At 64.1% G+C, this 24348-nt stretch carries 20 protein-coding genes; 12 read left to right on the top strand and 8 right to left on the bottom strand.

What is annotated here, in order from left to right; all coding sequences use genetic code 11:
• Window positions 1–2: 2 nt before the first annotated feature.
• The 3 genes from ccmE to ACYG9Y_RS17720 are packed head-to-tail and all read left to right on the top strand — an operon-like array spanning window position 3 to window position 2898.
• Window positions 3–446 (top strand): cytochrome c maturation protein CcmE, encoded by a 444-nt coding sequence (gene ccmE, locus ACYG9Y_RS17730; RefSeq protein WP_023705431.1) that lies wholly within the window; start codon window positions 3–5, stop codon window positions 444–446.
• Complete coding sequence (locus ACYG9Y_RS17725) at window positions 446–2437, top strand: heme lyase CcmF/NrfE family subunit (protein ID WP_023738550.1); 1992 nt, start codon at window positions 446–448, stop codon at window positions 2435–2437. Before ccmE ends, ACYG9Y_RS17725 begins: the two co-directional genes overlap by 1 nt.
• Window positions 2434–2898, top strand: a complete 465-nt coding sequence (locus ACYG9Y_RS17720) for a cytochrome c-type biogenesis protein (protein WP_023670181.1) — start codon at window positions 2434–2436, stop codon at window positions 2896–2898. Before ACYG9Y_RS17725 ends, ACYG9Y_RS17720 begins: the two co-directional genes overlap by 4 nt.
• Here the strand turns inward: ACYG9Y_RS17720 and ACYG9Y_RS17715 are convergent.
• Window positions 2895–3203, bottom strand: coding sequence for a type II toxin-antitoxin system RelE/ParE family toxin (locus tag ACYG9Y_RS17715; RefSeq protein WP_023738551.1), 309 nt, complete (start codon window positions 3201–3203; stop codon window positions 2895–2897). The genes ACYG9Y_RS17720 and ACYG9Y_RS17715 overlap by 4 nt on opposite strands.
• Entirely contained in the window at window positions 3200–3469 is a 270-nt protein-coding gene (locus tag ACYG9Y_RS17710) for a CopG family ribbon-helix-helix protein (protein ID WP_023738552.1), read from the bottom strand. The genes ACYG9Y_RS17715 and ACYG9Y_RS17710 overlap by 4 nt, the downstream gene beginning before the upstream one ends.
• A gap of 191 nt (window positions 3470–3660) precedes the next feature.
• Between ACYG9Y_RS17710 and ACYG9Y_RS17705 the strand changes: the two genes are divergently transcribed.
• The 5 genes from ACYG9Y_RS17705 (at window position 3661) to ACYG9Y_RS17685 (ending at window position 11231) form a co-directional block, all read left to right on the top strand.
• A complete protein-coding gene (locus ACYG9Y_RS17705) occupies window positions 3661–5214 on the top strand; it encodes a Do family serine endopeptidase (RefSeq protein ID WP_023702184.1) in 1554 nt (517 codons plus the stop codon).
• Between the two features lie 254 nt (window positions 5215–5468).
• On the top strand, window positions 5469–6143 hold the full coding sequence (locus ACYG9Y_RS17700) for a response regulator transcription factor (RefSeq protein WP_023670185.1): 675 nt from the start codon (window positions 5469–5471) through the stop codon (window positions 6141–6143).
• Between the two features lie 107 nt (window positions 6144–6250).
• Window positions 6251–7726 (top strand): sensor histidine kinase, encoded by a 1476-nt coding sequence (locus tag ACYG9Y_RS17695; RefSeq protein ID WP_023709807.1) that lies wholly within the window; start codon window positions 6251–6253, stop codon window positions 7724–7726.
• A gap of 11 nt (window positions 7727–7737) precedes the next feature.
• Complete coding sequence (locus tag ACYG9Y_RS17690; RefSeq protein WP_023738553.1) at window positions 7738–10692, top strand: bifunctional [glutamine synthetase] adenylyltransferase/[glutamine synthetase]-adenylyl-L-tyrosine phosphorylase; 2955 nt, start codon at window positions 7738–7740, stop codon at window positions 10690–10692.
• Between the two features lie 65 nt (window positions 10693–10757).
• Window positions 10758–11231: an EF-hand domain-containing protein gene (locus ACYG9Y_RS17685; protein WP_023705425.1), complete on the top strand. Its 474-nt coding sequence runs from the start codon at window positions 10758–10760 to the stop codon at window positions 11229–11231.
• Window positions 11232–11334: 103 nt separating this feature from the next.
• Here ACYG9Y_RS17685 and ACYG9Y_RS17680 read toward each other — a convergent pair whose 3' ends face one another.
• Complete coding sequence (locus ACYG9Y_RS17680; RefSeq protein WP_023670189.1) at window positions 11335–13656, bottom strand: PAS domain-containing sensor histidine kinase; 2322 nt, start codon at window positions 13654–13656, stop codon at window positions 11335–11337.
• Window positions 13657–13964: 308 nt separating this feature from the next.
• Entirely contained in the window at window positions 13965–16604 is a 2640-nt protein-coding gene (gene pepN, locus ACYG9Y_RS17675) for an aminopeptidase N (protein ID WP_023738554.1), read from the bottom strand.
• 37 nt (window positions 16605–16641) lie between these two features.
• Between pepN and ACYG9Y_RS17670 the strand changes: the two genes are divergently transcribed.
• Both ACYG9Y_RS17670 and ACYG9Y_RS17665 read left to right on the top strand, forming a co-directional pair.
• Window positions 16642–16854 carry a hypothetical protein gene (locus tag ACYG9Y_RS17670; protein WP_155922471.1) on the top strand — a complete coding sequence of 71 codons (213 nt, stop codon included), beginning with the start codon at window positions 16642–16644 and terminating at the stop codon, window positions 16852–16854.
• 170 nt (window positions 16855–17024) lie between these two features.
• Window positions 17025–17927, top strand: a complete 903-nt coding sequence (locus ACYG9Y_RS17665; protein WP_023698591.1) for a DMT family transporter — start codon at window positions 17025–17027, stop codon at window positions 17925–17927.
• An 18-nt stretch (window positions 17928–17945) separates the two neighbouring features.
• Here the strand turns inward: ACYG9Y_RS17665 and ACYG9Y_RS17660 are convergent, their stop codons facing one another.
• The 3 genes from ACYG9Y_RS17660 to ACYG9Y_RS17650 form a co-directional block, all read right to left on the bottom strand.
• Window positions 17946–18758, bottom strand: coding sequence for a helix-turn-helix domain-containing protein (locus ACYG9Y_RS17660; RefSeq protein WP_023698592.1), 813 nt, complete (start codon window positions 18756–18758; stop codon window positions 17946–17948).
• 224 nt (window positions 18759–18982) lie between these two features.
• Window positions 18983–19861, bottom strand: coding sequence for a uracil-DNA glycosylase (locus ACYG9Y_RS17655; RefSeq protein ID WP_023684518.1), 879 nt, complete (start codon window positions 19859–19861; stop codon window positions 18983–18985).
• Window positions 19862–20002: 141 nt separating this feature from the next.
• Window positions 20003–20557 (bottom strand): hypothetical protein, encoded by a 555-nt coding sequence (locus ACYG9Y_RS17650; RefSeq protein WP_023698594.1) that lies wholly within the window; start codon window positions 20555–20557, stop codon window positions 20003–20005.
• A 302-nt stretch (window positions 20558–20859) separates the two neighbouring features.
• Between ACYG9Y_RS17650 and ACYG9Y_RS17645 the strand changes: the two genes are divergently transcribed.
• Both ACYG9Y_RS17645 and ACYG9Y_RS17640 read left to right on the top strand, forming a co-directional pair.
• Window positions 20860–22539: an electron transfer flavoprotein-ubiquinone oxidoreductase gene (locus ACYG9Y_RS17645; RefSeq protein ID WP_023698595.1), complete on the top strand. Its 1680-nt coding sequence runs from the start codon at window positions 20860–20862 to the stop codon at window positions 22537–22539.
• A gap of 143 nt (window positions 22540–22682) precedes the next feature.
• The gene (locus tag ACYG9Y_RS17640) at window positions 22683–23282 is read left to right on the top strand and encodes a DUF922 domain-containing protein (protein WP_023692824.1); all 600 of its coding nucleotides are present in this window, start codon (window positions 22683–22685) and stop codon (window positions 23280–23282) included.
• A gap of 25 nt (window positions 23283–23307) precedes the next feature.
• Here ACYG9Y_RS17640 and ACYG9Y_RS17635 read toward each other — a convergent pair whose 3' ends face one another.
• Complete coding sequence (locus tag ACYG9Y_RS17635) at window positions 23308–24321, bottom strand: endonuclease/exonuclease/phosphatase family protein (RefSeq protein ID WP_156929813.1); 1014 nt, start codon at window positions 24319–24321, stop codon at window positions 23308–23310.
• Window positions 24322–24348: the final 27 nt, after the last annotated feature.

Raw genomic sequence — 24348 nt, 5'->3', positions numbered from 1 at the left:
ACATGACGCGCAAGCAGAAGCGATTGTCGGTGATTGTCGGAGGTCTTGCCTTCCTCGGCGCCGCCACCGGGCTGACCTTCTATGCGTTGGGCCAGAAGGCCTCCTATTTCTATATGCCCGCCGATCTGACCACCGCCAGCTTGCAGCCGGGACAGCGCATCAGGCTCGGCGGCCTCGTCGAAAAGGGCACAGTCGTGCGCGGGCAGGGCGCGACGGTTGCGTTCTCGGTCACCGACGCGCACAAATCGGTCAAGGTCAGCTATACCGGCATCCTGCCCGATCTGTTCCGCGAGGAGCAGGGCGTCATCACCGAAGGCAGCTTTGGCGCCGACGGCGTTTTCGTCGCCGACAGCGTGCTGGCCAAGCATGACGAGCGCTACATGCCCAAGGAAGTCGCTGACGGGCTGAAGGCCAAGGGCGTGTGGCAAGAGAGCAAGAGCCAGTAATGGTTGAGACCGGACACTTCGCGCTCGTCCTCGCCTTTGTGCTGTCGCTGGTGCAGACGCTGGTGCCGCTGATCGGCGCCCGTACCGGCAACCAGAGGCTGATGGCTGTCGGCGGTCCCGTCACGGTCACAGGCTTCGCGCTCACGGCGCTATCGTTCGCAGCACTCGCCGGCGCCTATGCAAGTTCCGATTTCTCGGTGGCGAGCGTGTGGGAAAACTCGCATTCGCTGCAGCCGCTGATCTACAAGATCACCGGAACCTGGGGCAATCACGAAGGCTCGATGCTGCTCTGGGTGCTGATCCTGACCTTCTTCGGTGCGCTGGTCGCTGTCTTCGGCTCCAACCTTCCGGCGACGCTGCGCGCCAATGTGCTGGCCGTGCAGGGGGCTATCGGCGCCACCTTCTTCCTGTTCATCCTGGCGACATCCAATCCGTTCACCCGGCTCAATCCGGCGCCGATCGAGGGCCGCGATCTCAACCCGGTCCTGCAGGATCTTGGCCTCGCCATCCATCCGCCGCTGCTCTATCTCGGCTATGTCGGGTTCTCTATCTGCTTTTCCTTCTCGGTCGCCGCCCTCATCGAAGGCCGCATCGATGCCTCCTGGGCGCGCTGGGTGCGGCCGTGGACGCTGGTCGCCTGGATGTTCCTCACCGGCGGCATCGCGATGGGCTCCTACTGGGCCTATTACGAGCTCGGCTGGGGCGGCTTCTGGTTCTGGGATCCGGTCGAAAACGCCTCCTTTATGCCGTGGCTGGCCGGCACGGCTCTTCTGCATTCGGCGATCGTCATGGAGAAGCGTTCGGCGCTCAAGATCTGGACGCTGCTGCTTGCCATCCTCACCTTCTCGCTGTCGCTGCTCGGCACCTTCCTGGTGCGCTCCGGCGTGCTGACCTCGGTGCATGCTTTCGCCACCGATCCGACCCGCGGCATCTTCATCCTGTGCATTTTGACGCTGTTCATCGGCGGCTCGCTGGCCCTGTTTGCGCTGCGCGCCTCGCGGCTGACGGCCGGCGGCCTGTTCCACCCGATCTCGCGCGAAGGCGCGCTTGTCCTCAACAATCTGTTCCTGACCACGGCCACCGCCACCGTGCTGGTCGGCACGCTCTATCCGCTCGCGGTCGAGGCGCTTTCGGCCGGCAAGATCTCGGTCGGCGCCCCCTTCTTCAACCTGACATTCGGCCCGCTGATGGTGCCGCTGCTGGTCGTGGTTCCGTTCGGGCCGCTGCTAGCCTGGAAGCGCGGCGACCTCTATGCCGTCGCTCAGCGCCTGATGGCGGCTTTCGGCGCCGCTCTCCTGGCGATGCTGGTCACGGGGCTGTTCATCGACGGCGCGTCGGTGTTCGCCGCCCTTGGTGTCGGCCTCGCCTGCTGGCTGGTCTGCGGCGCGCTCACCGACCTCGCCGTCAAGTCCGGCTTTGGCAATGTGTCGCCCGCCATCATGCTGCGCCGTTTCGCCGGCCTGCCGCGTTCGGTGTTCGGCACTGCACTTGCCCATCTCGGCCTCGGGCTGACGACGCTCGGCATTGTCGGCACGCTGTGCTTCGGCACCGAAAGGATACTGTCGATGCATGCCGGCGAGAGCGTCGAACTCTCCGGCCACACGCTGCGTTTCGACGGCCTCTTCCCGGCGCAGGGTCCGAATTACAGCGAGCAGCGCGGCCGCTTTTCCGTGATCGGCGCCGGTGGCGGCGTTTCAGCCGAGATCACCTCGGCCAAGCGCTTCTTTCCGGTGCGGCAGACGACGACGACCGAATCTGGGATCGAGACGATCGGCTTCAGCCAACTCTATCTGTCGCTGGGCGATGAGGGCACCGATGGGTCGGTCGTGGTGCGCCTGTGGTGGAAGCCGCTGGTGACGCTGATCTGGGGCGGAGCTCTGGTGATGATGGCGGGAGCCGCAATGTCGCTGCTCGACCGTCGCCTGCGGGTTGGCGCACCCTCGCGCCGCCGCAAGCAGGCAGCCTCCATGCCGTCGGCAGGCGCGCCGTGAGCACCAGGTTCTCGTTGGCCTCGCTCACCCTGCTTCTGGCGCTGCTGTTTGCCGGCGCGGCGCAAGCGGTGAAACCGGACGAGGTTCTCACCGATCCGGCGCTCGAGGCGAGGGCGCGGCTACTGTCGGAAGGCCTGCGCTGCATGGTCTGCCAGAACCAGTCCATCGACGAATCCGATGCAGACCTCGCCCGCGACCTGCGCATCCTGGTGCGCCAGCGCCTGGTTGCCGGCGATACCGACCAGCAGGTGATGGACTATATCGTGTCGCGCTACGGCGAGTTCGTGCTGTTGAAGCCGCGCTTCAGCCCGCGCAACGCCTTGCTTTGGGGCACGCCGGTGCTTCTGCTTCTAGTCGGCGGCATTTTCATTGTGCTGACCACACGCTCCCGCCGCTCGTTGGCAACCAAGGCGCTGAGCGCCGAGGAACAGGCGGCGCTGGACAAGATGCTGAGCGACTAGCTCGGCCATTCCTCCAAAGGCCAGTCCCGCGACGTGTGGATGGCGCGCAGGATAACAATGCTCTGACGGCCGGCGATCAGGCGCAATTCATAGGCAATGATGTAGGGCAGGCGGCCGATGGGCTTCTCATAAGTGCCTGTTACCCGGCCAGGTCGGCCCGTCGCCATATCACCAAGGCCCCGGCCCATTTCACGGATACGGTCCGCGAGGCGTCGGGCGGCGGCAGGATTGTCCTGAGCGACAAAGGCAACTTGCTGCGTGACATCGTCCAGCGCTTCTCGCGACCAGGTGACGAACCGCTTCACGCCTTGCCTGCGCGCCTGGCTTTCGCTGCTTCGATCACCGCGTCGAGCTCCGCCATGGCGTCGTCGTGGGGCACGACACGGCCAGCCTCTGCGTCGGCCATGCCACGTTTTATGCCTTCGATGATATCCAGCTCGCGATCGACATAGGCTGAGACCGCCTCGGCGGCGAGGAACGATTTACTACGCCTGGTATTGGTAGCGATCTGCTCCAGCTTCAGCTTGGTCTCGGACGAGACTCGAATGGTCATGGTGGTGCTTGCTGTCATTGTGAAAGCCTTGTGCTGAGTTGTGTACACCATAGGGCAGCAGGCGAGCGCAACCAAGCGATTTGTGCGACCGCCCAACATTACAAAACTTTCATGCACCGGAAATGGCGCCGTAATGTGCGCCTCTCTATTTCTCTTGTCCGAGGATGCTCTGCCTGAGCCGCATCCAGTGAAAAGAGGATATGAGACCCATGACTATCGCCCCCAACCCATATTCCCGCACCCGCAAGCGCCTGTTGGCCGCCGCCGCTTCGCTGGCCATTGCCGGCGGCATCGGTTTCGGCGCCGTTGCCACTGGTACAGCTCCCGTTCTGGCCGACGCCGTGCGGGTCGAAGCGCCCCAGGTGCCGGGCTTTGCCGATGTCGTCGAGCGCGTTTCGCCGGCCGTGGTCAGCGTCAAGGTCAAGGCCAAGATCGAGCCTGCCGCCGATGACGGCTCCGACCAGTCCGACGATCCGGACGGCATGAACAACCTGCCCGACAATCCGCAGCTGCGCCAGTTCTTCAAGCAATTCCGCGGCTTTGGTGATCAGAACGGCCATGACGGCGGCAATCGTCGCTTCAGCCACCGCGACCATAACAACGACCAGCCGCGTCCGGTGGCGCAGGGTTCTGGCTTCTTCATCTCCGATGACGGCTATCTCGTTACCAACAACCATGTCGTCGAGGAAGGCTCCGCCTTCACAGTGGTGATGAATGACGGCAAGGAGCTTGACGCCAAGCTGATCGGCACCGATCCGCGCACCGATCTGGCGGTGCTCAAGGTCGATGGCGTCGGCAAGTTCACCTATGTCGATTTCGCCGACGATTCCAAGGTTCGCGTCGGCGACTGGGTGGTGGCCGTCGGCAATCCGTTCGGCCTCGGCGGCACCGTCACCGCCGGCATCGTCTCGGCCCGTGGCCGTGATATCGGCGCCGGTCCCTATGATGACTTCATCCAGATAGACGCTTCGGTCAACCGCGGCAATTCGGGCGGCCCGACCTTCAACCTCAACGGCCAGGTCGTCGGCATCAACACCGCGATCTTCTCGCCGTCGGGCGGAAGCGTCGGCATCGCCTTCGACATTCCGGCCTCGACCGCCAAGCAGGTGGTGCAGGATCTGATGAAGAGCGGCTCGGTGCAGCGTGGCTGGCTCGGCGTCGAAATCCAGCCGGTTACATCGGACATCGCCGAATCGCTGGGCCTGAAGTCGCAGAACGGGGCTCTGGTTTCGGGCGCCCAGGACGGTGGCCCCGGCAAGAAGGCCGGCATCACCGCCGGTGACGTGATCACCCAGGTCGAAGGCAAGGACGTCGCATCGCCGAAGGAACTGGCTCGTCTGATCGGCGCCTACCCACCCGGCAAGTCGGTCGACGTCACGGTGTGGCGCGACGGCAAGAGCCAGACCATCAAGGTCGATCTCGGCACGTTGCCATCCACTGACAAGCAGGCCTCGGCCGACCCGCAGCAGCCCGCGGCACCGGCAAAGCCCGCCGCGCTGGCCGATCTCGGCCTCACCGTCACCAAGTCGGAAAACGGCAAGGGCCTGGTGGTGACCGATGTCGATCCCGACAGCGATGCCGCCGACCGCGGCATCCAGCCCGGCGATGTCATCACCTCGGTCAACTCGACGGAGGTGAACGGCACCGACGACGTCGCCAAGGCGATGGCCGATGCGGTCAAGTCCGGCCGCAAGGCGGTGCTGATGCAGATCACCCGCGACGATTCAAACCGCTTCGTCGCGCTGCCAGTCGCCAAAGGCTGACATCACACAGTTTCCAGTGCGGCGGTTTCAACACCCCCGAGCCGCCGCACGGGAAGCAAGGGGCCGATCGCGTTAGTCAGTCATCGTGTTCTGCCCCCGGCGGCAGCGGGCCCCCATCGCCCGCTGCCGCTCTAACAGCGAAGCATGTCGCCCAAAAGTGCACTGCGGTTTTGGCAAAACGACATGCTTGAACGAAAGCTTTTGCGCTCATGGCGGCCCCTCAATCTTCCGGCGAAATCGCGTATAACGGCTCTATGAAGATTCTCGTCATAGAAGACGATCGCGAGGCGGCCGACTATATGCAGAAGGCCTTTGCCGAGGCTGGGCACACCGCCCATGTCGCCGGCGACGGCGAAACCGGCTTTGCGCTGGCCGATGCCGGCGACTATGACGTGATGGTCGTCGATCGCATGATGCCACGCCGCGACGGGCTCTCCGTCATTGCCGGCCTGCGCTCGCGCGGCAACACCACGCCGGTGCTGATCCTGTCGGCGCTGGGCGAAGTCGATGACCGCGTCACCGGTCTGCGCGCCGGCGGGGACGACTATCTGACCAAGCCCTATGCCTTTTCCGAATTGCTCGCCCGCGTCGAGGTGCTGAACCGCCGCGCCAGCGCCAGGGAGGCCGAAACCGTCTACCGGGTCGGCGATCTCGAGCTTGACCGGCTGTCCCATTCGGTCAAGCGCGCGGCGCGCGAGATCACGCTGCAGCCGCGCGAATTCCGCCTGCTCGAATATCTGATGCGCCATGCCGGCCAGGTGGTGACGCGCACCATGCTGCTCGAAAATGTCTGGGACTATCATTTCGATCCGCAGACCAACGTCATCGACGTTCACGTCTCGCGCCTGCGTGGCAAGATCGAGAAGGGTTTCGACAAGCCGATCCTGCATACGGTTCGCGGCGCCGGCTATATGCTGAAGAGCGGCTAGAGCATGATCCCAAAAAGTAGGTACCGGTTTTTGGAGAAGATCATGCTCCAACAAAGGGGTAGGTCATGATGAGATTTCAGCCAAATCTCATCATGAGCTAGAACTCGATGGCCCTTTCCCTGCCGGCCATCATGAGGACGACGGCGGCGCGGCTTTCAGCGCTTTATTTCCTGCTTTTCGCGCTATGTGCCGTGTTGCTGGTCTTCTACATGACGTCGTTGTCGGCCCGCATGCTGACCGGCCAGACCCAGCAGACCATCAATGACGAGGTGCTCGGCCTCGCCCGTGCCTATCAGAGCGGCGGCCTGCCGCGGCTGGTGCGCGTCGTCGAGCAGCGCTCGCGCCAGCCCGGCGCCAACCTCTATCTCATTGCCGACGTCAACGGCCAGATCCTCACCGGAAACGTGCAGAGCCTGGCGCCGGGGGTGCTCGAGACCGATGGCTGGACGACCGAACCCTTCTCCTATCGCCGTTTCGGCGAAGGTGAGCTCGAACGGCAGCGCAACCAGGCTTCTGACCCGAACGGCGCGCAGCCCGGCGAGACCGAAATTCAGTCCGAGGGCGAGAAGGGCCACAACGCCATCGCGCTGGTGCTGCGGCTGCCCAACCAGATGATCATGCTGGTCGGCCGCGATCTCGGCGAGCCCGAGCGCTTCCGCGCCGTCGTCCGCCGCGCCCTGATGCTGGCGCTGGGCATGATGGGCCTGGGCGGGCTGCTGATCTGGTTCCTTGTCGGCCGCGCCGCGCTGAAGCGCATCGACAGCGTCTCGGAGGCAAGCCGCCGCATCATGGGCGGCGATCTCACGGGACGGCTGCCGGTGACCGGCGCTGGCGATGAGTTCGACCGCCTGTCGGAAAACCTCAACACCATGCTGGCCAGGATAGCGACGCTCAACGAAGGGCTGAAGCAGGTCTCCGACAACATCGCCCATGATTTGAAGACGCCGCTGACCAGACTGCGCAACCGCGCTGAGGCGACACTTTCGGGCAAGCACAAGACCACCGACTACCGGCAGGCGCTGGAAGGCACCATGGCCGAATCCGACCAGCTGATAAAAACCTTCAACGCCATCCTGATGATCTCCAGGCTGGAGGCCGGCTATTCCTCGGAGAGCACCAGCAAGGTCGATCTCGCCGCCGCGGTGCATGACGTTGTCGAGCTTTATGAGCCGGTGGCGGAGGAGGCTGGCGTGGTGCTCGAAACTGCCGCGGACGGGAATTTTTCCGTCAATGGCAACCGCGAGCTGATCGGCCAGGCGCTGTCGAACATCGTCGACAACGCCATCAAATACTCGACCGATGCGACGGAAAAGCCTGCTGTGCGCGTAGCCCTGCAGCGCGTCGGTCACGAAATCCGCCTTTCTGTTGCCGACAACGGCCATGGCATCCCTGATGACGCCGACCGCGCCAGGGCGACCGAGCGCTTCGTGCGGCTGGAAAAGAGCCGCTCGCAGCCGGGATCCGGTCTTGGCCTCAGCCTCGCCAAGGCGATCATGACTTTTCACAATGGCCGGCTTGAACTTCTGCCTGCCAATCCCGGATTGTCCGTTATCATGAGCTTCCCGGCGCGGGAGGACCATTGATGGCGGTGAGGATGGCTGCGAAACGGATCGAGACCGAATGGCGCCTGCAACTGGCGGCGCAGCTCGCGCCGCTGGATGAGACCCGCGCCCGGCGTGAACTGTCGGAGATCGCTGGCGATGCCAAGGACGAGAACCTGCCGCGGCTGGCGAAATTCCTAGGGGGCAAGGGCGCGGCCCAGGAGTTTCTCGCTGCCGTCTTCGATCTCTCGCCTTTCCTCCGCGATGTCGCGCGCCGCCGGCCGCAAATCCTCGACGCGCTGTTCGATGGCAGTGTCGAGGCTCGGCTGCTCACCATCGCCGAAGCGATCGGCAAGGCCGCCTTTTCCGAGACCGTTTCCGAATCCAGCCTGATGATGGAACTCAGGCAGTGGAAGGGTGAAGCTCACTTTCTGATCGCACTTGCAGACCTCTCCGGCGAGGCCGATGCCGCGCTGACGGTAAGGCGCCTCAGCAATCTCGCCGATGCCTGCACCTGTGCGGCGGTCGACTTCCTGCTGCGCGAGGCGCACAGCCAAGGCAAGCTCAAATTGCCCGATCCCGAAAATCCGTCACGGCAATCCGGCTGGATCGTGCTCGGCATGGGCAAGCTTGGCGCGCATGAACTGAATTTCTCCTCCGACATCGACCTCGTCGTCTTCTTCGATCCGGATGCGCCGGCAATCGTCGATCCGCTCGACGCCACAGAGCTGTTTGCGCGCCTGACCCGCAGGCTGGTCCGCATCCTGCAGGACCGCACCGGGCACGGCTATGTCTTCCGCACCGATTTGAGGCTTCGTCCCGATCCAGGCTCGACGCCGCTGGCGATCCCGGTCGAGGCAGCACTTCGCTACTATGAGGCGCGCGGCCAGAACTGGGAGCGCGCCGCCATGATCAAGGCGCGTCCCGTGGCCGGCGATCTCGATGCCGGGGATGCGTTCCTGCGGGAATTGCAGCCCTATGTCTGGCGCAAATACATGGACTATGCGGCGATCGCCGACGTTCATTCGATCAAGCGCCAGATCCATGCCCACAAGGGTCATGGCGAGATCGCGGTCAAAGGACACAACGTCAAGCTCGGCCGCGGCGGCATTCGCGAAATCGAGTTCTTCGTCCAGACCCAGCAACTGATCGCCGGCGGCCGTTTTCCGGAGCTGCGCGGCCGCGAGACGGTGCCGATGCTGGGTGCGCTGGCGGCGCGCAACTGGATCACCGCCGATGCACGCGACGCGCTCACGCAGCAATATTGGTTTCTGCGCGGCGTGGAACACGCCATCCAGATGGTCGCCGACGAGCAGACGCATATTCTGCCCGACGATGATGAAGGGCTGGAACGCATCGCCCATATGCTGGGCTTTGCCGATGCCGCCAGATTTGCCGAAACCTTTCGCGCGGCTTTGCATGAGGTCGAGCGCCATTACGCCGCGCTGTTCGAGACTGCGCCTGAATTGTCGGCCGGCGTCGGCAATCTGGTCTTCACCGGCGATGTCGACGATCCCGACACGCTGCAGACCTTGCATGGCCTTGGCTTCCAGCGGCCAAGCGACATCTGCCGCGTCATTCGGGGCTGGCATTTCGGCCGCTATCGCGCCACCCAGTCGGCGGAAGCGCGCGAGCGGCTGACCGAACTGACGCCGGCGCTGCTCAAAGCCTTCGGCCAGACGCGCCGGGCCGACGAGGCGCTGGTTCGCTTCGATGAACTCCTCGCCGGCCTGCCCGCCGGCATCCAGCTGTTTTCGCTGCTGCAGTCGAATCCCGCTCTGCTGAAGCTTATGGCGACGATCATGGGCGCCGCGCCTCGGCTGGCGGCAATCATCACAAGGCGCCCGCATGTCTTCGACGGTCTGCTCGACCCGGCGCTGCTCACCGAACTGCCCAACCGCGCCTATCTCTCAGCGCGGTTGGCCGCTTTCATCGATGGCGACAGGCCCTACGAGGATGTGCTTGACCGGCTGCGCATCTTTGCCTCCGAGCAGAAATTCCTGATCGGTGTCAGGCTGCTCGCCGGCTCGATCGACCCGGCGCGCGCCGGCCGCGCCTTTTCCGATCTCGCCGACCTCACCATCGACGCCGCATTGCAGGCGGTGACCACCGAATTCGCGCTGCGCCACGGCGGTATCGCCGGCGGCACGGTTTCGCTGCTCGGCATGGGTAAGCTCGGCAGCCGCGAATTGACGGCGGGTTCGGACGTCGACCTTATCCTGCTTTACGATCACGACCCGGATGCCGACGAGTCCGACGGCGACAAGCCGCTCGCACCGTCGCACTACTACACCAGGATGACGCAGCGGCTGATCGCGGCTGTCTCGGCGCCGACCGCCGAGGGCGTTCTCTACGAACTCGACCTGCGCTTGCGGCCATCCGGCAACAAGGGGCCGGTGGCGACCCATATCGACGCCTTCAAGAAATACCAGCGCCAGGAGGCCTGGACCTGGGAGCACATGGCGCTGGCCCGGGGGCGCGCCATCGGCGGCGACGCGGCCCTTTGCGCCGAGGTCGAGGCCGAGGTGGCGGCACTTCTGGCCTTGCCGCGCGACGCCGCCAAGGTGAGGGCGGAGGCATCCGAGATGCGCGCGCTGATCGAGAAGGAAAAATCGCCGCGCGACATCTGGGACATCAAGCTGATCCCGGGCGGCCTCATCGACCTCGAATTCATCGCGCAGGTGGCCGTCATCACCGGCCAGGTCGACGCCGGCCGCAGGGTGACCGCGACCGGCGAAATCCTGGCGCATCTGTCGCCGGATTTCGCCGTGGCTGACGTCAGGCAGCAGCTTTGCGAAGCCTACCAACTCTATCTGGCGCTAACCCAGATGACGCGGCTTTGCCTCACCGGCGCATTCGAACGCGATGACGTTCCGCCGGGATTGTCGGATCTGCTTCTGGCGGTGACTGACCTGCCGGATTTCGGTGTGCTGGAAGCACATCTCAAGGAAACGTCGCGAAAGGCCAGAAAGGATTTCGACCTTTTGCTTCGTACGAAACGGTTGTGAGGGCGTGAAGCGCTGGCGGCTGTTTCGGATCGCATCGGGGGTGACGATGCAACAGGAGAATACCCATGAGAAAGACAACCGGACTTGCCCTTGCCTTCGTCGCGCTTGCCGGCGCCGTTGGCACCACCGCCTATGCCGAGAACAATGCCAGCGCCAGAATGCGCGAGGGCGCGATGATGCGCCTCGACAAGGCGATGAAGGATTCCAACGGCACCATCAGCTTCGACCAGTTTTCCGACGCCATGAACGCGCGGCTGAAGAAGCTGGTCGCCGACAATGGCGGCAAGCTGACCGTTGCCCAGCTCGCCGACGCGCTGGAAAAGGCGCGGTTCGAGGAAATGGCAAAGCGTATCGTCGCCCGCTACGACACCAAGGGCGACGGCACGCTGACCACGGACGACATCACCGGGCGCGAGAAAAAGGTGTTCGCGATGCTCGACCGCAACAATGACGGCAAGATCGAGCGCAACGAACTACCGAAGAACGGCCGCATGGGCCGCCACCACCAATGGGACGGCGGCGACGACAGCATGGAGTGAGTGGCGATATGTCTCCGGCGGCGAAAGCCGCCGGAGCCCTTACATGACCGCGGCTACTCAGTCCTTGAACGCGGCGGAGAGCACCGCTCGCATTGGCGGGCCGTCAGGCCGCCGCCTTCACCGCCGGTTGCGCCTTCTTCACCGGGATGCGCACCGACACGATCGTGCCGACGCCTTCGGTCGAGCGGATTTTCAGCGCTCCTCCTTGCAACTCGGCCAGCGAGCGCGAGATGGCAAGGCCGAGGCCGGAACCGGCGTGGTTCTTCGAAAACTGGTTCTGCACCTGTTCGAAGGGGCGGCCAAGCTTGCTCAGTGCCTCCTTCGGAATGCCGCAGCCATTGTCCTCGATGGTCAGCACCAGCGCGCCTGACGTGTTGCGGGCGCGCACCGAGATATGGCCGCCCTGGCCGGTGAACTTCACCGCATTCGACAGCAGATTGATGGCGATCTGCTTGATCGCCCGGCGGTCGGCGAACAGCGTCATCGTATCGGCGATGCGGGTTTCGACCGTGATCGATTTCTCCGCCGCCTGCAGCGAGATCACCCGCACCGTCTCGCGGATCAGCGGGCAGAGATCGATTTCCTCGCGGTCCACCGAGAATTGGCCGGCTTCGATCTTCGACATATCGAGTATGTCGTTGATGACGCCGAGCAGATATTTGCCGCTGCCGTTGATGTCGTTGGCATATTCCTCGTAGCGCGGCGAACCGAGCGGCCCGAACAGGCCTTGTTCCATCAGTTCGGAGAACCCGATGATGGCGTTGAGCGGCGTGCGCAGCTCGTGCGACATGTTGGCTAGGAATTCGGATTTGGCCCGATTGGCGGCCTCGGCGCGCTCGGTTTCCTTCATATATTCGCGGTTGAGCTCGACCAGTTCCTTGGCGCGCTCTTCCTCGGCCCGGCGGGCGAGGCTGAGGTCGTGGATGGTCGCCATCAGCCGGCGCTCGCTGTCGACCAGCTTTTCCTGGTGCAGCTTGATCTGGGTGATGTCGGAGCCGACGGAGACCGTGCCGCCGTCCCGGGTCCTCAGTTCGTTGACCTGCAGCCAGCGGCCGTCGGAGAGCTGCCGCTCGAAGGTTGCGCCCCCTTGCGGCCCGTTGGTGTTGGCCAGCCGCCGTTCAGAGGCGAAGGCAAGCATGCGCTCTTCAAGCACGGCGCGCGCAGCGCCCGGCATGACGTCGCGGTCCGACAGGCCGTTGTCCTTCTGGTATTTGGAATTGCACATGATCAGGCGCTGGGCGGCATCCCACAGCACGAAGGATTCGTTGATGTTTTCGATCGCGGTCCGCAGGCGAAGGTCGGCCGCCTCCGAGCGCAGCGCCAGATGCCGCTGCTCGGTGACGTCGACGGCAATGCCGATCAGCTGGATCTCAGGCGCTTCCGGGTCGATCACCTGGGCCCTGGCGCGCATCCACACCCACTGGCCGTCGGCGTGACGCATCCGGAACACCTGGTCGATATGGTCGATCTCGCGCTCGACGATTTTGTTGGCCAGCTCGAACAGGTCGCCGTCCTCGGGGTGGATGATGTCGTCGACCTCGCCGAACGACAGCATCGAGTTGCAGGGCTCGTAGCCCAGCATGTCGTACATCGAGCGCGACCAGTACATCTTGCCGCGCACCATGTCCCAGTCCCACAGGCCGCAGCGACCGCGAACCAGCGCCATGTCGATGCGCTGATGGGCTTCGAGATAGATGCGGTCGGCTGTCTGGGCGCGCGATGCCTGGCCGAAATAGGCGTAGAGGATGATGATCAGCACGCCGGCTGTCAGCACAAACAGCGTGACGTTGAGCGAGACGGTCTTGCGCCAGTTGTCGAACACCGCTTCCTGCGGCACCAGCACGGCGGCGGCGTTCTTGCGGTCCCGGGTCAGGCTCACCGCCGCGTACCAGTCCTGGCCGCCGATGCTGACATCCATGACCCCGGCGCGGTCGCCGAACATGAACAGCGGCTGGCCGTCCAGCACCAGGCTGTCCAGCGATCGCCCTTGCCAGCCGGTCGACAGCGGCGACACGGCAATGATCTTGAAGGCGCTGTCGGTGATCACAAGCACATGGCTTCTGCCCATGGCGCCCTGGCGGCTCGTGCTTTCCAGAAGATCAATTGCACCGCTGGATGCCGCGGTCGGGTCGGCCGAGATTGCGTTCGCCATCTGGCCGGCGGCGAGACCTAGCACCGCCTTGCCGTCGCGCTCGGCCTCGTCGCGCTCGTTCATCAGCGACAGCACGCGCAGTGCGGCGATGACGATCAGGAAGATGATGATGAGAGCCGGTATCGAACGGCGCAGAAGGGGTTCGGCAGCCAGGAGCCGCCGGTAGGCTGGTTCAGCGATGAGCCGCGTATTGCCGGCGAGGCCGTCGCCTCGCGCCTTGCGCCGCTCAAAAGCCGTCCCTTCGGGCGCGCCCCACGCGTCCGCCTTGGCCATAAATGGCACTCCCCGAATTTCCGTACGCTTGACGATCCGGCAACACCGCACATCCGAATCGTCTGTAAAGAATCAAAGGTGATTCGCCTTGTCCAGAGGCGCGGCCGAAAAACATTAAAAATTGATTGAAATAACGCTGAAATCCCTCCCCTTGAGGGGAGGGTGGCCCGAAGGGCCGGGTGGGGTCCTCGGCGAAGCGCTCGACTCTCTCAATCACGGTCGAAGTTGGTCGAGGTCGCGCACTGCCGCAACGACCCCACCCGTCCATCCGCCTTCGGCGGCTGTCCACCGTCCCCTCGGGGGAGGGATCAGGCCAGCGTTCGCTCCACAATGTCCCGCAAATCCGCCGACAGGTTCTCGGCACCGGCGATGGCCAGCAGCGCTTCCCTGGCCTTGGCTTGCCTGCCCGGCTCCAGCGAGCGCCACGAGCGCAGCGCTGTCGCCAGCCTGGCCGCCACTTGCGGATTGCGTTTTTCAACCTCGAGTACGGTCTGGGTAAAAAACCGGTAGCCTTCGCCATCGGCGCGGTGGAAGCCGGTCTGGTTGGCGCTGGCGAATGTGCCGACCAGCGAGCGCACCCGGTTCGGATTGGCCATCGAGAAAGCTGCGTGACCAGTCAGCTCGCGTACCGTGTCGACTGTCCGGCGTCCCGGCACGCTGGCCTGGATCTGGAACCATTTGTCCATGACCAGCGGATCGGCGCCATAACGCGCCTCGAAATCGGCCAGCGCCTTGATCGCCTCCGGCGAACCGTCATGGCGGTGCGCAAGGACGGTCAGCGCTGCGGCGCGGTCGGTCATGTTGGTCGCGGTTTCGAAATGCCGGGCGGCGAGCGCAGCACCTTTCGGCAGCAGCGAGAGGTAGTCGAGCAGGATGTTGCGCAGCGCGCGGCGTCCCGCACTTGCCGCGTCGGGGCTGAACGGCCCGTCGCCGGCGAGGCGGCCGTATAGGTCGGTGAACGTTTGCTGATTGGCGCGCGCGATTGCCAGCGCCAACGCCTCGCGAGCGGCAAAGATGGCGTCGGGATCGATGTTCGTGCCGATGTCGCGGGCAATGTCGGCCTCGCCCGGAAGTGACAGCGCCAGCGCCCGGTAGGCAGGTTCCAGGGTCTCGTCGCCGGCGATCTTGCCGGCAAGTCCGGTCAGCCTGGCGGTGAAAGCCGGCTTCGCGCCGCCGAGGATCTGGCGGAAGGCCGCTATCAGCGCATCGGTGAGCAGCGTGTTGAACGCCTGCCAGCGCGCGAAGGCATCGCTGTCATGGCCGGCGAGGAAGAACTGGTCGTCGGCCTTCTGCTCGACCGAAAGTGTGATCGGCGCCGAAAAGCCGCGATTGAGCGACACCGCCGGCCGCTCGGCGACGCCTGAGAAGCGCACCATATGTCGGCGCTTGCGGATATGGATGACACCGTCTTCGACGGTGGCGCCTTCGACGGCGCCATAGGCGACCGGTTCGCCGCCGGCGCCGACCAAGCCGAAGGCGAGCGGAATGTGCATCAGGCGCTTGCGGCTCTCCGACGGTGTCGGCGGCACCGACTGCTCGATCTCGAGGGTAAACTCGCGCGTCGCCGGATTGTGCGTCGAACTGACGGTCAGGTTCGGGGTGCCCGCCTGGTGATACCAGAGCGCGAACTGAGACAGGTCGCGCCCGGAGGCGTCCTCGAACACCTTCAGGAAGTCCTCGATCGTCGCGGCCTCGCCATCATGGCGCTCGAAATAGAGGTCCATGCCGGCGCGGAAAGCCTCGGCCCCGAGAATCGTGCGGATCATGCGCACGACTTCCGAGCCTTTTTCGTAGACCGTCGCCGTGTAGAAATTGTTGATCTCGCGGTAGCGGCGCGGCCGTACCGGATGCGCCAGCGGTCCCTGGTCCTCGGGGAACTGGTGCGCCCTGAGCGTGCGCACTTCGGCGATGCGCTTGACCGCGCGCGAGCGCTGGTCGGCGGAGAATTCATGGTCGCGAAAGACCGTCAGCCCTTCCTTAAGGCAGAGCTGGAACCAGTCGCGGCAGGTGATCCTGTTGCCGGTCCAGTTGTGGAAATACTCATGCGCGATGATCGCCTCGATATTGGCGAAATCGGCATCGGTGGCGGTTTCCCGGTCGGCCAGCACATACTTGTCGTTGAAGATATTGAGTCCCTTGTTCTCCATGGCCCCCATGTTGAAGTCGGAAACGGCGACGATGTTGAAGACGTCGAGGTCGTATTCGCGGCCGAAGGCCTGCTCGTCCCATTGCATCGAGCGCTTCAGCGCGTCCATGGCGTAGCCGGCAAGCCCCTCCTTGCCTGGCTCGACATAGATGCCGAGTTCGACCTCGCGCCCGGACATTGTGACGAAACTTTCCGCAACCTTGCCGAGATTGCCGGCCACGAGCGCAAACAGATAGGACGGCTTGGGGAAGGGGTCGTCCCAGACTGCAAAGTGCCAGCCGTCGGCAAGCGCGCCGCTTTCGACCGGATTGCCGTTGGAAAGCAACAGCGGCGCTTCGTCCAGCCTCGCCTCGATACGCACGGTATAGACCGACAGGATGTCGGGGCGGTCGAGGAAATAGGTGATGCGGCGAAAGCCCTCGGCCTCGCATTGCGTGCAATAGACATTGCTGGAGCGGTAGAGGCCCATCAGCGCCTCATTGCTGGCCGGCGCGATCTCGGTCTCGAGCAGCAGCTGGAAACGGGGCGGCGGCCTCAAAATGGTCAGCTGGTCCGGCGTGGCGAGATACTCGGCCGGGGCAAGCTCGCGACCGTCGATGGCAATGCGCTTGAGCACCAGGCCGTCGCCGTCCAGCACCAGCGACGTCGAGGCGGCGGCGCCATCGCGGCGTTCGATCGTCAGCACTGCGGTGACACGCGTTGCGTCTGGCGAAAGGCGGAAGGTGAGGCCGGTTTGCGGGATGGAAAAGTCGTTGGGGCGGTAGTCTTCGAGCTTGAAGACCTGGCCGGTATCGGTTCGCATTCCCTTGGGTTTCCCTGTCGCTATCGGAGCCGCTGACGTGTCCTGGCCCATTAAATCTAAAGTTGCGCGCTCTTTACACGAAACGGTCACTCGACAAAACTGCGCCAATGCCTATTTCGGGGCGTTCCCCTTCCGCCATTATCGTGAGGCCTTGATGACCGTCGTCACATCGAAGTTCGGCATGGGCGCCTGTGTACCGCGTCGTTCGACGCGCATCTCAGCGGAGATCCGGGAAGCAACAAAACAGTGAAAGCCGGGCCTGGAGACGAAGCGGGCGGGAAACTGTCCGATCATCCCGGCGCGCATCGGCCCAAAAATCAATGTCGATTTTTGGAAAGCACGATGCGCAGATTCAAAGTGTCAGAGCGTCCTTTGCGCGTCGAAGACGACGCGCGGCGCTCTAATGTTCTCACCGGGATCATGCTCAAGGTCATGTCGGTGGCGGTCTTTGTCGGCATGCAAACCTGCATCAAGGCCGCCGGCACTTTGCCGGCCGGCCAGATCGTCTTCTTCCGCTCCTTCTTCGCCATCTTCCCGATCATCGTCTTCCTGGCCTTCACGAGAAAACTGGGCACGGCGTTCGCCACCAAACGCCCGCTGAACCACATTGCGCGCGGTGTCGTCGGCGTTTGCGCCATGGGGCTCGGCTTCTTTGCGCTGACCCGGCTGCCGCTGCCTGAGGCGATCACGCTGAACTATGCCCAGCCTTTGCTGGTGGTGGTGTTCTCCTCGCTATTCCTCGGCGAAGCCATTCGCGTCTATCGCTGGAGCGCGGTTGCGGTCGGTCTGGTCGGCGTGCTGATCATCTCCTGGCCGGAGCTGACGCTGCTCACGTCGGGCGTCGCGCTCGGCGACCAGGAGGTGCTGGGCGTCATCGCTGCTCTTGTTTCTGCAGCAATCTCCGCCAATGCCATCCTGCTCGTGCGCAATCTTGTCCAGACTGAACGAACAGCGACCATCGTGTTGTGGTTCTCGGCGACGGCGAGTGTCATGGCGCTGCTTACGCTGCCCTTCGGCTGGCAGGCGCTGACGCCGCTGCAGGCCGGTCTGCTGGTCGCAGCAGGGTTCTGTGGCGGGCTGGCGCAGATTTTGATGACGGCGGCGTACCGCCATGCCGAAGCTTCGGTGGTGGCGCCGTTCGAATACACCTCGATGATCCTCGGCGTCGTCGTCGGCTATTTCGCCTTTGGCGATATCGCCACCATCAACACGCTCGTCGGCGGTGTGATCGTCGTTGCCGCCGGCATGTTCATCATCTGGCGCGAGCGCCAACTCGGCCTGGAACGCACCCGAACGCGCAAGGCAGCGCCACCACAGGGGTGAGGAGGTCCGCGGGGTTGCTCAGCTGGCTTCCGCACGTTCCTTCGCCAGCCGCACCAGCACCGCTCGCGTCTGCTCGTCGGCCGGGAAGAAAGACTCGATCGCCAGTTCCGACAGCGTCACGTCAAGCGGCGTGCCGAAGACGGTGATGGTGCTGATGAAGGACAGCACCTGGTCGCCATGCGCCAGCCGCAGCGGATGGACGATGCCGTTGGGCTCGACCGGCACCGGCCGCGCACCCTTGAGCCCGGACGGATAGGTTCGCAATTCGCGCTCCAGCTCGACCAGGACGGGATCGCCGGCGGCATCGTTCTGGTGTTTCAGCCGCTCCAGCAGATGCGCCCGCCATTCCGCGAGATTGACGATGCGCGGTGCGATGCCGTTCGGGTGCAGGCTGAGGCGCAGCACATTGACCGGCGGCTGGAGCAGCGACGGCTCGGCAACATCGGCCAGAAACGGGCCGATGGCGGCATTGGCGGAAATCAGGTTCCAGTGCCGGTCGACGGCGAGGGCGGGGAACGGCTCATGCCCTTTGAGCACGCTCTCGACCGCGGCAAGCGCCGGCGCCAGCGTCGTATCTGTGAGTGGCCGCTCGCTGAAGCTCGGGGCAAAGCCGGCAGCCAGCAACAGCTGATTACGCTGCCGCAGCGGAATCTCAAGCTGCTCGGCCAGATGCAGCACCATCTCGCGCGAGGGCGCGGTGCGGCCGCTTTCGACGAAGGAGAGATGACGCTGGGAAATCTCAGCCTCCATTGCGAGATCAAGCTGGCTCATGCGCCGGCGCGTGCGCCATTCGCGGATCAGGCTGCCGGCGGAGGTTTGGGCTGTTGTCATGGGGGATGAGTAGGCCGGGGAGAGGCGTATTTCAATTACCTGGGAGGTCATTGGCGCGGTTCTCCCTTCTCCCCCTGTGGGAGAAGGTGGCCGAGCGAAGCTCGGTCGGATGAGGGGTGTTCCAGGGAACGCCAACGTCTCACTCCGCTGGAACACCCCTCATCCGTCTCGGCGCTGCGCGCCGATCCACCTTCCCCCACAAGGGTGGAAGGAAGAGGCGCGCTTCACCCCACCTCCCGCAACTTCGCCTTCACCTCGAGAAAATCCCGCCAGGCCAGCTTCTTGTGCGCAGGGGTCCGCAAGAGATAGGCCGGATGCAGCGTCGGCATCGCCGGAATGGCGACACCGGAAGCCGTGGTGTGGACGCGCCAATTGCCGCGCAGGCGCAGGATGCCCTCGGTCGTGTTGAGCAAGGTTTTGGCTGATGGGCCACCGAGATTGACCAGCACCTTCGGATTGACCAGCTCTATCTGCCGCTCGATGAAGGGACGGCAGATTTCGGTCTCGTGCGGCGTCGGCGTGCGGTTGCCGGGTGGCCGCCAGGGAATGACGTTGGCGATATAGACCGAAGTCCGGTCAAGCCCGATCGCAGCCAGCATGCGGTCGAGCAGCCGGCCCGAGCGGCCGACGAAGGGCAGGCCCTCAATATCCTCGTCGCGGCCGGGCGCCTCGCCGACCAACATCACCAAACCTTCCGGATTGCCGTCGGCAAAGACCAGGTTCTTGGCGGTGAATTTGAGGTTGCAGCCATCGAACGACGCCATGTGCTGGCGCAGTTCGTCGAGCGTCGAGGCACTTGCCGCCATTTGCCGGGCCAGGGCCGCCTGTGCCTCGTCGGGCACCGTCGCCATGGCCGGAACGGAACGCGCCGGCGCGTCCGGCACCCGGCTTGCGTCCAGCCCGGGGCTGGCGGCGGCTTGTTCCGGAAACTTGTTTTCGCGAGGCGGCGCGGCAGGCGCCGTTGTGCGCTCGGGGCGCTTCGGTGCTGCCCCGGCAAACCGGTTCACCGGCGCGTCCTCCAACGCTTCGTCGACACCGGCAGAGGCGTAGAAGGCGAGCAACTCGGCCAGGTCGGATCGGTTGTTGGGGGAGGCGGCAGTCATGCCGGGCACATTCGTCCGCCGAGAGACGATTTGCAAGGTTGGGCGGTTAGTAATCTCCCCCTTAAGGAGGGAGATTACGCGCTCGTCGGCTTTCGCCAATCACGAAGGGCATTTCGTGGCGATTTTCACGGCGTCTGCCGCTTACCCCGTCGGTATCCGCGGATCCTGCACCAGATAGAACGTCCAGCGCGGCGTGTAGTCGGTGATCAGAAACTCGAAGCGTCCCCTCTTCAGCGGGTCGATCTGTCCACTCTTGAACAAGAGCCGGTCATAGGGTTCGAAATCGCGGTCGAAATCGGCGTACGCGCTCGACAGGATGTTGTCGGGCGTCTTGTTGCGCTGGTCGAAGGACAGGCCGTCGCCGAACACGCTCGGCTGGTTGAGTATCTCCTGCAGCTCGAACTGGAATTCGACCCAGGCCTGGCCGCTGTTGTTGAGCACCTCGATACGCATGTACAGGATGCCGTTGGCGAATTCGCCGTTGGTGCTGAACGGCTGGATCGGTTTGGTGGTGCGGATGGTGAGCGTCACCGGCGTCGACGAATTCAGCTCCTCGGAGATGACCAACGGATCTTCCTTGGTGCCGGTGCCCGAGGCGCCGGTGATGTGGAAACCGCCAAGCTCGTCGGAAAAGGAATAGGCGCCGGTCGCCCACACCTTCACCGGCTCGGCCTGAGCGCGAACCGGCGTAAGCATTGAAAGGGCGAGAAGGATCGCTCGGCACGTCCGGCCGGGCGGAAGGGGGAAGCGCGTCAATGAATAGCCGGACGGCGTGCGCATGGAAATAAGTATGGCCGATAAGAGAGCCGTCGAACAATTAAAATATGGGACGCTGAGCGCGGCCGCGCGCAAAACGCTTGCGGCAGAGTTGTCATCCGCGACTTTTTGTCGAAATCGGCATTGTCACGTCAGCGCCGGTTTCCTGTCGCGGATTGATGCGCTATGCAGCGCAGGAGCCAGCAAAATGCCGGAAACGGTTGGCCAGTGCGGAGGGGTTGATGAGCGAGATCGAACGCGAGAGCATGGAATTCGACGTGGTCATCGTCGGGGCCGGCCCGGCGGGCCTTGCCGCAGCGATCCGTCTCAAGCAGGTCAATCCCGAGCTTTCCGTCGTGGTGTTGGAAAAGGGCGGCGAGGTTGGTGCACACATTCTGTCAGGCGCCGTCGTCGATCCAATAGGCATCGACCGCCTGTTGCCGGGCTGGCGCGAGGAAGATGGCCATCCCTTCAAGACGCCGGTTACGGCCGACGATTTCCTGGTGCTCGGCCCCGCCGGCTCGTTCCGTCTGCCCAATATACTGATGCCGCCGCTGATGAACAATCACGGCAACTACATCGTCTCGCTCGGCAATGTCTGCCGCTGGCTGGCAACCAAGGCTGAAGCGCTAGGCGTCGAAATCTATCCGGGCTTTGCTGCCGTCAGCCTCGTCTACAACGATGCCGGCGCCGTCACGGGCGTCGTCACCGGCGACATGGGCGTCGAAAAAGACGGCACACATGGCCCGGGCTTTGCGCCGGGCATGGCGCTGATGGGCAAATACGTGCTGATCGGCGAGGGCGCGCGCGGTTCGCTGTCCAAGCAGCTGATCGCAAAATACAAACTGTCCGACGGGCGTGAGCCCGGCAAATACGGCATCGGCCTCAAGGAGCTGTGGCAGGTCAAGCCCGAGAACCACCGGCCGGGCCTGGTGCAGCACTCCTTCGGCTGGCCGCTCGACCTGAAGACAGGCGGCGGCTCCTTCCTCTACCACCTCGAGGATAACCAGGTCGCGGTCGGCTTCGTCCTGCATCTCAACTACAAGAACCCCTGGCTGTCGCCCTTCGAGGAATTCCAACGGTTCAAGACGCATCCGGCGATATCGCGCACCTTCGAGGGCGCCAAGCGCATCGGCTATGGCGCGCGCGCCATTACCGAAGGCGGCTGGCAGTCGGTGCCGAAACTCTCCTTCCCCGGCGGCGCGCTGATGGGGTGTGCGGCGGGCTTCGTCAACGTGCCGCGCATCAAGGGTTCGCACAATGCGGTGCTGTCCGGCATGCTGGCGGCCGAGCATGTCGCGCAAGCGATCGGCTCCGGCCGCGCCAATGACGAACTGTCGTCTTATGAGGACGCCTGGCGCGCGACCGATATCGGCAAGGATTTGAAGAAGGTCCGCAACGTCAAGCCGCTCTGGTCGCGCTTCGGCACCATTATCGGCGTCGGCCTCGGTGGTCTCGACATGTGGCTGAACACGCTGTTCGGCTTCTCGCCCTTCGGCACGCTGAAACATGGCAAGGCCGATTATGCCACGCTTGAGCCCGCGGCCAAGCACAAGAAGATCGCCTATCCCAAAGCGGACGGCGTGCTGACCTTCGACCGCCTGTCCTCGGTGTTCCTGTCCAACACCAATCACGAGGAAAACGAGCCGGTGCATCTCATCGTCGGCGACATGGAGTTGCAGAAGCGTTCCGAGCATGATGTCTTTGCCGGGCCTTCGACCCGCTATTGCCCGGCCGGTGTTTACGAATGGGTCGACAAGGACGGCAACGCCGCCGCCGATCCGTCTGCCAAGGATGTGCGCTTCGTCATCAACGCGCAGAACTGCGTGCACTGCAAGACCTGCGACATCAAGGATCCCAACCAGAACATCAACTGGGTGCCGCCACGAGGCGGCGAAGGCCCGGTCTATCAGGGCATGTGAGCCCCACCGACCGGGGCCGTCTCGACCAGCAAAAATGGCGGCGATGGCCGGGTTTACCAAGGCATGTAAGGCGCTCGGCGCCAAAGATTGTTGAAACCGTCGTCTGCTTGTGGTCTCATTGCCGCGTCCATGGGGAAAATGGCATGCGCGTGTTGGTCTTGTTTTGCGTCGCCGTCATAAGCGCGGCCTGCGGCGTCGTCGGGACGGCGTCGGCGGGGGTGAAAACCGTCGTCAAGACGCGAACCTATGACATCACCGGCACGACAGGTGCCGGTCTGGTTATCGCCATGAACCGCAGGGGCCCCAAGCACGGTTTCATGACCCACGCCATCGCGCAGACAAGCTACACCGCCGACTGGAGCCTGGACGTGGGTCAGGTCAACGGCGTCTGCCGCCTGCGCCAGGCCAATGGAACGCTCAACATCGCCTACACCTACCCGCGCGTCGCCTCGGCCGTCACGCCGGCGCTGCGCAAACGCTGGAACCGGTTTTTCACAGGCGTTCTCGCTCATGAAGGAACCCATGGCCGTATCGCCGGGCAGATGATGCAGGCTGCCGAGCGGTCGGTTCGCGGCCTGAAATTTGCCAACGATCCGCAATGCAACAAAACGCGCGTCGAAGCCACGCGGCGCTTGCAAGCCACTTCCAAGCTCTATGAGGCAAAACAGATCGCGTTCGACGCGCGCGAGCACAGTGAAGGCGGCCATGTCGAGCGCATCATCGAGGCCTTGGTAGGCTTGTGAAACCGTAAGCCCCGTGGCGTACGATCTAGCCGCCCATGCTGGGCTGGATCAGCGACACAGTCGCGGTAGAATCCTCGTCGACCGGCTTGGTCTCGTCGCGCATCAATGAAAATTCCACCATCACCGGCAGATGGTCGGAGCCGGTCTCTTCCATCTGCGTCGACGACAGGATGGTCACCCCGCCCTTCGAAAACACCTGGTCGATCGGCAGGCCCGCATAGCGCCGCAGGAAATCGGGCAGGGTCCGGTGGATCCAGGTCGGTCCGGCCGACGGCATCACGGTCAGTCCGCCGAGCGAGGCAACGCGCCGTACCGCGGCGCTCCACGGCACGGCATTGCAGTCGCCGGCCATGATCGCCGTCTCGCCGAGCGAGGTGAGCGTCTCGGTCAACTCGCCGATCTGCCAGTATTGTTCCTTCGGCCACGGCCAGCTCAAATGGATCGCCGCGACATCGACCGGAGTGCCGCCGAAATCGACGGTGGCGGCCGCCATCGCGCCGCGCGGTTCGCAATGCGGCTCGGTGCCGGCCGCAAAGGGTCGCCGGGACAAAAGCGCCACGCCCCACACGCCGTCGGGATGGGCGCACAGGATGCGATAGGGATAGGCGTTCTGGATATAGCTGAGTTCGGTCGCCCACATGGCCGATACTTCGTCGAGCGTGATCACGTCTGGGTTGGTCCTGCCGATCAGCGAAAGAACCTTCTTGGGTGTCGGATTGTTGAAACGCAGGTTCATCTGCAGCAGCCGGTAGACCGGTTCGTTGCCGGGCGCGGCGTCATTGGCGGCCCGCACCGGCCACAGGCGCGGCAAGGTGCTCAACGTGCTGGCGAAGGCGGCCACGGCCAGCAGCAGGCCCACGCCCGCCTGCAGGCGAAACGAGGTGGCGAGCAGCGGCAGCGCAATCAGCCCCATCAGCACGGCAAAATGGATGCGGAAATGGGCGAAGGAATCGAAGGCCGGATGCAGTGCGCCAAAGAACCCGGCTACAAGCGCGGCCGAGAGGCCGAGCATTGCCAGGAACGCCATTGAAGCCATCATCTTTCGCACGCGTGCCATCAGACCGGG

Source organism: Mesorhizobium sp. W050, from assembly GCF_054719535.1.
The sequence above is the reverse complement of the archived record's forward strand: the minus strand, read 5'-3'. Positions and strand labels throughout refer to the sequence as shown.